Source organism: Sphingomonas sp., assembly GCF_023266535.1.
In the GTDB taxonomy this organism is placed as follows: domain Bacteria; phylum Pseudomonadota; class Alphaproteobacteria; order Sphingomonadales; family Sphingomonadaceae; genus Sphingomicrobium.
This window is the reverse complement of the sequence record NZ_JAHFPY010000105.1, coordinates 1-6,635: the sequence shown is the minus strand read 5'-3', so window position 1 is coordinate 6,635 and position 6,635 is coordinate 1. Positions and strand designations below refer to the sequence as shown.

The window sequence follows — 6,635 nt, the reverse complement described above, 5'->3', positions numbered from 1 at the left end:
ATGAAGATCGCGCTGAACTGGATGACCACCGCGACCAGTGAAATCAGCAGCAGCTGCTGCGCCCAGCGCCGGCGAAGCAGCAGGCCGAGCGTTCCGATGAGCCCGACCCATACCGCGGCCCCGAACGCGACATAGTACCAGTCTGGCTTGGCGCCCAGCATCGCCGCCTCGTCGAGCGGCAACATGGCGATCTGCTCCTGCGTCAGGCGCACCTCGCCCAGGAAGAGCAGGCAGCCGAGACATTCGAACAGCAGCGCGCCGATCGCGGCAACCCAATACCAGACGGGAACCGAAGTTGCTCCTCCGGCTGTCGCCTGGTCCTCAGTCATGGCTTTTCCCCCGCTAGATTACCGCCGCCAGCTTGGGCTTGAACGACTTTACTGGCAAGCAAGCTCCATCGCGGACAAGTAACATTTGAGCAGGCCCATCCGCATCTGCTAAAGCCCTCTCCGCTCGGTCGGAGGAGGCGCTATGCGAATCGCGTCGTTCAACGTCGAGAATCTCTTTTCCAGAGCAGCCGCGCTCAACAAAGCCGAGTGGGTTGGCCAGCCAAATGACAATCTTGCGCCATGGTCCGCCGGGCGGAAGGCGTTGGATGCCTACTCCAAGCTCAATGCGCTGCTGGCGAAACCCGTTTATTCAGCGGGGGACAAGGCTGATATCCTCACTCGGCTCGCCGATCTGGGCCTTGAAAATCGTGATGAGAGCGACCTCGTCATCCTGCGCCGCAATCGCGGTTCGCTGCTCAAACGACCGGTTAGCGGTCCTGTGCAAGTCGTTGCGAACGGCCGAGGCGACTGGATCGGTTGGCTCGAACTCAAGAAGCAGGCCGTCAACGAGGTCGCGACCCAAAACACCGCGCGCGTCATCGATACGGTCAACGCCGACATCCTCGTGGTGATCGAAGCGGAGGACCGGACGTCGCTATGCCGCTTTGACGAACAGGTGCTTAAGGCGATCGGCGGGGCGCCCTACGATCACATCATGCTGATCGACGGGAATGACGAGCGCGGGATCGACGTCGGACTCTTCCTCCGCGCACCTGCCGAGATTTCGCTAATGCGCAGCCATGTCGACGACGCCGGTCCGTCCGGACCCTTGTTCAGCCGCGACTGCCCCGAATACCATATCGCGCTTCCCGGCGGGAAGCGCTTGTGCGTGCTTGCCAATCACCTCAAGAGCAAGGGCTATGGAACGCCCGCACAATCCAATGCGCGGCGTAAGGCGCAAGCCAAGCGCGTTCGCCAGATCTATGACGGGCTTCGCGCGGACGGCGTCGATCACATTGCGGTCATGGGCGACTTTAACGACACGCTCGACAGCGATCCGCTGTCGCCGCTTCTTGGTAGCGGCTCGGACCTCAAGGACGTGAGTAGCTTCCCCGGATTCAGCGATGGCGGCCGCAAGGGGACGTTTGGCAATTGCAACGCGTCGAACAAGATCGATCACATCCTGCTTTCACCCGCTCTCATGGCGAAGGTGACTGCCGGCGGCATCGAACTGCGCGGCGCGTGGGGCGGTGTGCATGGGACCCTGTGGCCGCACTTCCCCGAAATCACCAAGGCGAGCGAAGCCGCATCAGACCATGCGGCCATTTGGGTGGATCTGGCGATTTAGCCTGCGGGTACCGCAGTCATTCAACTAATCGGTTGACAATCAAAAACCGCATCCGCATATTCAACCACATGGTTGATAATGATTCGCCCCAACTGGACATCGTCTTTCGTGCTCTCGGCGACGCCACGCGCCGCGGCATGCTGGCCCGCCTCGCCCTCGGCGAAAAGTCGATCGGCGAACTGGCCGAGCCGTTCGCGATGAGCTTCGCCGGCGCTTCCAAGCATGTGAAGGTGCTGGAGGACGCCGGGCTGGTTCGCCGCGACGTGCGCGGGCGGACCCACATTTGCCGGCTCGAGCCTGGGCCCCTGGCCAGCGCCGACCAATGGCTACGCCATTACGAGCGCTTCTGGACCGGCCGGCTCGATGCTCTCGAACAGCTGCTGCGCGACGACGATATCCGCAAGGCGGAAGCCAAGAAATCCCGAGCCCCCAAAGGAGAGAAATGATGACCGAACTGGCAACCACCCAACAATATGGCGTGCTGACCGAGCCTGCCACCCTGACCATCGAGCGCCTGCTGCCCGGATCAATCGACCGGGTCTGGGCCTACCTCACCGAAAGCGATCTGCGCCGCCAGTGGCTTGCATCCGGGACGATGGACATGCGCGTCGGCGCGCCGTTCGAACTGACCTGGCGCAACAACCAGCTGATGGACAATCCGGGCCGGGCGCCGGAGGGCTTCACCGGCGAGCATCAGATGCAGAGCGAAATCACCGAGCTCCGTCCGCCCCATCGGATCGGCTTCACCTTCGGCACCGCCGGCGAGGTGACGTTCGACCTGGAACCGGTCGGTGACATGGTCCGCTTGACCCTGGTCCACCGCCGCCTGCCCGACCGCACGACGATGCTCAAGGTCAGCGCCGGATGGCATGCGCATGTCGACGTGCTGGCGGCGCGTCTCACCGGCGAAGAGCCGCTGCCCTTCTGGGACAATTGGACTGCACTAAGAGCCGAATATGAGCGGCGCCTGCCGGCCTGACGGCAACTGAACCGGGACGCCTCATTCAGGGGCGTCCCGATTGACTCGCCTCCGAAACGAGCGCACGGCGCCGCCGCCGGCACGGGGCAACCGGGAATGATGGTGCCGGCCATTTAGAGACCCGTTTGCGCACAGCAGGGGCAAGACATGAAACTTGCATCCACCTTGCGTACGCTCGCCATTGGCGGGACGGTTTGTGCTGCTTTCCTCGCAACCCCGGCTTGGGCTGGCGAAGATCCAAAGGTCGCTGCAGAGGTCATTGCACTGACCCGAGCCCAGTGGGCCTCGGACATGGCCGGCCAGCCCGCGGCGCAGCAAATGGCGAGCGTTGCGGACGACTATACCGAGTTCAACGCCGACTATCCGACCCGCATCGACGGCAAGGCCATGGCGACGCGCATCACGGAGATTACGCCCTATGAAAAGACGGTGTTCGCCGACATGCAGAACGCCAAAGTCCAGGTTTACGGGGATACCGCGATCTTGACCTACAATTACGCGGGGATCACCCGTGGCGCGGACGGAAAGACAGAGCCGAACCTCGCCAAGTCTACACGCGTTTATGTTCGGGAGGGCGGGCACTGGATGCTCGTCCACGCCAACTTCGCCCCGGTGCGCGGGCCGGATCAATAGGCGGCCTGGTGAGCGGGCCGGTGCGCCGGCTCGCTCACGCCCATCCGGCGATCAGGCGTCGCTGCGAAGGCGCCTGAGGGCAGCCAGTGCCAGGCTGAAGCATGCCGCGAGCAGGACCAGGTCCTTCATCAGGAACTGGCCCGACGAGCCGAGAAACGGGAAGCCGTAGCCCGGCTCGAACGCGGTCGGCGCGCCGATCATGAAGCTTAGCGTGACCAGGAAGGTGCACATCCCCATCGTGCCGCCGATCAGCGATGCCAGCGTGAAGCGGCTCCCCAAGGCCAGCATCAGCCCGGTCGAGAGTTCGAGCGTGCCGATTACATTGCTGGCGAACCGCACGCCGCCGAGGGGATAGAGCCAGAAGAACAGCCAATAGTCCTTGGCGATGGTCGCGACGCCCTCCGCTTCATAGGCGGCGAACTTGGCCGTGCCGAACAGCAGGAAAATGATGACGAGGCTCCAGCGCAGCGACTCCTCTCCCAGCCGCTCGCTACCTACTCCCGTTGCTTTCATTCTGTCCTCCTCCGATCCGCGAAATTGCTTGCGGCGCATCTCGGAGGAATCCCGGCCCCGACTCCAATGCCGGTCGGTTATCGTGTCGATGAATGGCGGCTCACTCCCACTCGATCGTTCCGGGCGGCTTCGACGTATAATCGTAGACCACCCGGTTGATGCCCTTGACCTCGTTGATGATCCGCGTCGCGCAGCGCGACAGGAAGGCGGCGTCGAACGGGTAGATGTCGGCGGTCATGCCGTCGACGCTGGTCACGGCGCGCAGCGCGCAGACGCTGTCATAGGTGCGGTAATCCCCCATCACGCCGACCGTCCTGACCGGCAACAGCACGGCAAACGCCTGCCAGATCGCATCGTACAGCCCGGCGTTGCGGATCTCCTCGAGATAGACCGCGTCGGCCCTGCGCAGGATATCGCAACGCTCCTTGGTCACTTCGCCCGGAATGCGGATGGCGAGGCCCGGCCCTGGGAACGGGTGCCGCCCGACGAACCGCTCGTCGAGGCCGAGCTCGCGACCCAAATCGCGCACCTCGTCCTTGAACAGTTCGCGCAAGGGTTCGACCAGCTTCATATTCATCCGCTCAGGAAGCCCGCCGACATTGTGGTGGCTCTTGATCGTCACCGACGGTCCGCCGGTGAAGCTGACGCTTTCGATCACGTCCGGATAAAGCGTGCCCTGGGCGAGGAAGTCGGCCCCGCCCAGCTTGTTGGCTTCTTCCTCGAACACGGCGATGAACTCGGCGCCGATGAACTTGCGCTTGGCCTCGGGGTCGGTGACGCCCGCGAGGCCGGCCATGAAGCGCTCTTCCGCGTCCACCACGACCAGCGGGATATTGTAATGGTCGCGGAACAAGGTCTCGACCTGCTGTCGTTCATTAAGGCGCAGCAGGCCGTGGTCGACGAACACGCAGGTCAACTGGTCGCCGATTGCTTCGTGGATCAGGATCGCCGCGACCGAGCTGTCGACGCCGCCCGATAGTCCGCAGATGACCTTGCCCCCATGCGGACCAACACCGACCTGCTCGCGGATCTCGGCGACCTTGGTCTCGCGATAGGCGGCCATCGACCAGTCGCCCTTCAGCCCGCACACGCGATGGACGAAGTTGGCGATCAGCCTGGCGCCGTCGGGCGTATGCGCCACCTCGGGGTGGAATTGCGTGCCGTAGAATTGACGCTCCTCGTCGGCGATCACCGCGAACGGCGCGCCGTCGCTGACCGCGACGATCCGGAATCCGGGAGCGAAGGCAGTGACCTTGTCGCCGTGGCTCATCCACACCTGGTGCCGCTCGCCGACCGCCCACAGCCCGTCGAACAACGCGCATTCCTCGGTGATGGTGATGAAGGCGCGGCCGAACTCGCCGTCCCATTCGCCCTGGTTGCCCGGCTCGACCCGCCCGCCAAGCTGGTGGCTCATCACCTGCTGGCCGTAGCAGATGCCGAGGATCGGCAGGCCCTTTTCGAACAGCTCATGCGGCGCGCGCGGGCTGCCTTCTTCCGGAACCCCGGCGGGTGATCCCGACAGGATGATGCCCTTGGGCTTCATCCGCTCATAGGCGGCCAGCGCATGGCTGAACGGGGCGATTTCGCAATAGACGCCAGCCTCGCGCACCCGGCGCGCAATCAGCTGCGTCACCTGGCTGCCGAAATCGACGATGAGGATAGTTTCGGGGTGCTCCATGGCGGGCCGATAATGGGCCTCGGCCTCACTGTAAAGTTAAGTGATGACTTAAGTGTGTTGACTCAGCTATCGCGACTCGATAGTTAAGCACATGCTTAAGGATTTGACTCGTCTCGATCGTGCCTTTCAGGCGCTCGCCGATCCCCACCGCCGCGGCATGCTTGCCCGGCTGGCGCAGGGACCGGCTTCGGTCAGCGAGTTGGCCCAGCCGCTCAAGATGAGCCTGCCCGCGGTGCTCCAGCACCTGCAGGCGCTCGAAGGCAGCGGGCTGATCCGCAGCGAGAAGAAGGGCCGCGTCCGCACCTGCCGGTTGCAACCGGGCGTGCTGGCCGCGGCCGAGCAATGGCTCGTCGACCGCCGCTCCGAATGGGAAAAGCGCCACGACCGCTTCGAAGAATATGTGATGGAATTGAAAGATAAGGGAGAATGACGAATGGTCTGTGAGATAAGCCCTGCGGACCGTGGGCTCCTGACCGCCGGCCAGCTGGCCGGGGTCCTGTTCCTGGGCGTTGCGACCTATGGCATCATGACCCGGCCTGGTTTCGACCTGCAACGCCAGGCGGTCAGCAACCTCACCCTCGGCGAAGGCGGCTGGACCATGACTGCCGCGTTCATCCTGTCGGGCCTGATGACCATATTATGTGCGATTGGCCTGTCACGCATCATCGCCGAGGGACGCGGACGGCGCGCCTTGCCGGTCCTGATCGGTCTTTACGGCCTCGGCCTGGTGGTCGCCGGCATCTTCCCGCCGCCGGCGTGCTGCGGCTTCCCGGCCGGAACGCCGGACGACCAGCTGCCGCTGATGACGCCCGGCGCCATAATCCATTCCATGGCCTTCATGGTCGCGTTCGGTTCGCTGATCGCCGCCTGCTTCGTCGCCGCGCGGCGATTTTCAGGCGGATCATCCCTGCCTTCTTTGCTGGCCGGCATCTTCATGCCGCTGCTGGTGGCGCTCGGCATGACCGGCGCCATGGCCCCCGGTGTCGCCTTCCTCATCGCCGCGATCATTGGCTGGGTCTGGCTGGCGATCGTCGTGATGCAGCTCGCCGGCCAGTCGGCCCAGGCCGGGGCAACCGCCCTTGCCCCGCAACTCTAACATCCATCGAAACATTTGATTGAAAAAAGGAGAACAATGATGACCGACAAACTTGACCTGGTGCTGGAGCGCACGATCGACGCCCCGATCGATCTGGTGTGGGAAGCCTATACCGACCC

The 6,635-nt window shown here is 63.8% G+C and carries 9 protein-coding genes; 6 read left to right on the top strand and 3 right to left on the bottom strand.

Annotated elements, in window-relative coordinates; all coding sequences use genetic code 11:
- A partial coding sequence (locus tag Q0C64_RS12990) for a hypothetical protein (RefSeq protein WP_294124264.1) occupies nt 1-329 on the bottom strand: 329 nt, incomplete at its 3' end.
- Between the two features lie 142 nt (nt 330-471).
- Between Q0C64_RS12990 and Q0C64_RS12985 the strand changes: the two genes are divergently transcribed.
- From Q0C64_RS12985 to Q0C64_RS12970, 4 genes are all read left to right on the top strand, one after another.
- Nucleotides 472-1,617 (top strand): endonuclease/exonuclease/phosphatase family protein, encoded by a 1,146-nt coding sequence (locus Q0C64_RS12985; RefSeq protein ID WP_294124263.1) that lies wholly within the window; start codon nt 472-474, stop codon nt 1,615-1,617.
- 68 nt (nt 1,618-1,685) lie between these two features.
- A complete protein-coding gene (locus Q0C64_RS12980; RefSeq protein WP_294124262.1) occupies nt 1,686-2,063 on the top strand; it encodes a metalloregulator ArsR/SmtB family transcription factor in 378 nt (125 codons plus the stop codon).
- Complete coding sequence (locus Q0C64_RS12975) at nt 2,063-2,596, top strand: SRPBCC family protein (RefSeq protein ID WP_294124261.1); 534 nt, start codon at nt 2,063-2,065, stop codon at nt 2,594-2,596. Before Q0C64_RS12980 ends, Q0C64_RS12975 begins: the two co-directional genes overlap by 1 nt.
- A 147-nt stretch (nt 2,597-2,743) precedes the next feature.
- Nucleotides 2,744-3,229: a nuclear transport factor 2 family protein gene (locus Q0C64_RS12970; protein WP_294124260.1), complete on the top strand. Its 486-nt coding sequence runs from the start codon at nt 2,744-2,746 to the stop codon at nt 3,227-3,229.
- A 51-nt stretch (nt 3,230-3,280) separates the two neighbouring features.
- Here the strand turns inward: Q0C64_RS12970 and Q0C64_RS12965 are convergent, their stop codons facing one another.
- Together Q0C64_RS12965 and guaA are read right to left on the bottom strand one after the other, a co-directional pair.
- Nucleotides 3,281-3,742: a DUF417 family protein gene (locus tag Q0C64_RS12965; protein WP_294124259.1), complete on the bottom strand. Its 462-nt coding sequence runs from the start codon at nt 3,740-3,742 to the stop codon at nt 3,281-3,283.
- A gap of 100 nt (nt 3,743-3,842) precedes the next feature.
- Nucleotides 3,843-5,420, bottom strand: coding sequence for a glutamine-hydrolyzing GMP synthase (gene guaA, locus Q0C64_RS12960; protein ID WP_294124258.1), 1,578 nt, complete (start codon nt 5,418-5,420; stop codon nt 3,843-3,845).
- Between the two features lie 91 nt (nt 5,421-5,511).
- Between guaA and Q0C64_RS12955 the strand changes: the two genes are divergently transcribed.
- A complete protein-coding gene (locus tag Q0C64_RS12955) occupies nt 5,512-5,850 on the top strand; it encodes a metalloregulator ArsR/SmtB family transcription factor (RefSeq protein ID WP_294124257.1) in 339 nt (112 codons plus the stop codon).
- A gap of 3 nt (nt 5,851-5,853) precedes the next feature.
- Complete coding sequence (locus Q0C64_RS12950) at nt 5,854-6,516, top strand: DUF998 domain-containing protein (protein ID WP_294124256.1); 663 nt, start codon at nt 5,854-5,856, stop codon at nt 6,514-6,516.
- The last annotated feature ends 119 nt before the right edge of the window (nt 6,517-6,635 follow it).

Coding starts and splice junctions, on each gene's coding strand:
- Q0C64_RS12985 (WP_294124263.1), top strand. CDS start 472: ATGCGAATCGCGTCGTTCAACGTCGAGAATCTCTTTTCCAGAGCAGCC.
- Q0C64_RS12980 (WP_294124262.1), top strand. CDS start 1,686: ATGGTTGATAATGATTCGCCCCAACTGGACATCGTCTTTCGTGCTCTC.
- Q0C64_RS12975 (WP_294124261.1), top strand. CDS start 2,063: ATGACCGAACTGGCAACCACCCAACAATATGGCGTGCTGACCGAGCCT.
- Q0C64_RS12970 (WP_294124260.1), top strand. CDS start 2,744: ATGAAACTTGCATCCACCTTGCGTACGCTCGCCATTGGCGGGACGGTT.
- Q0C64_RS12965 (WP_294124259.1), bottom strand. CDS start 3,742: ATGAAAGCAACGGGAGTAGGTAGCGAGCGGCTGGGAGAGGAGTCGCTG.
- guaA (WP_294124258.1), bottom strand. CDS start 5,420: ATGGAGCACCCCGAAACTATCCTCATCGTCGATTTCGGCAGCCAGGTG.
- Q0C64_RS12955 (WP_294124257.1), top strand. CDS start 5,512: ATGCTTAAGGATTTGACTCGTCTCGATCGTGCCTTTCAGGCGCTCGCC.
- Q0C64_RS12950 (WP_294124256.1), top strand. CDS start 5,854: ATGGTCTGTGAGATAAGCCCTGCGGACCGTGGGCTCCTGACCGCCGGC.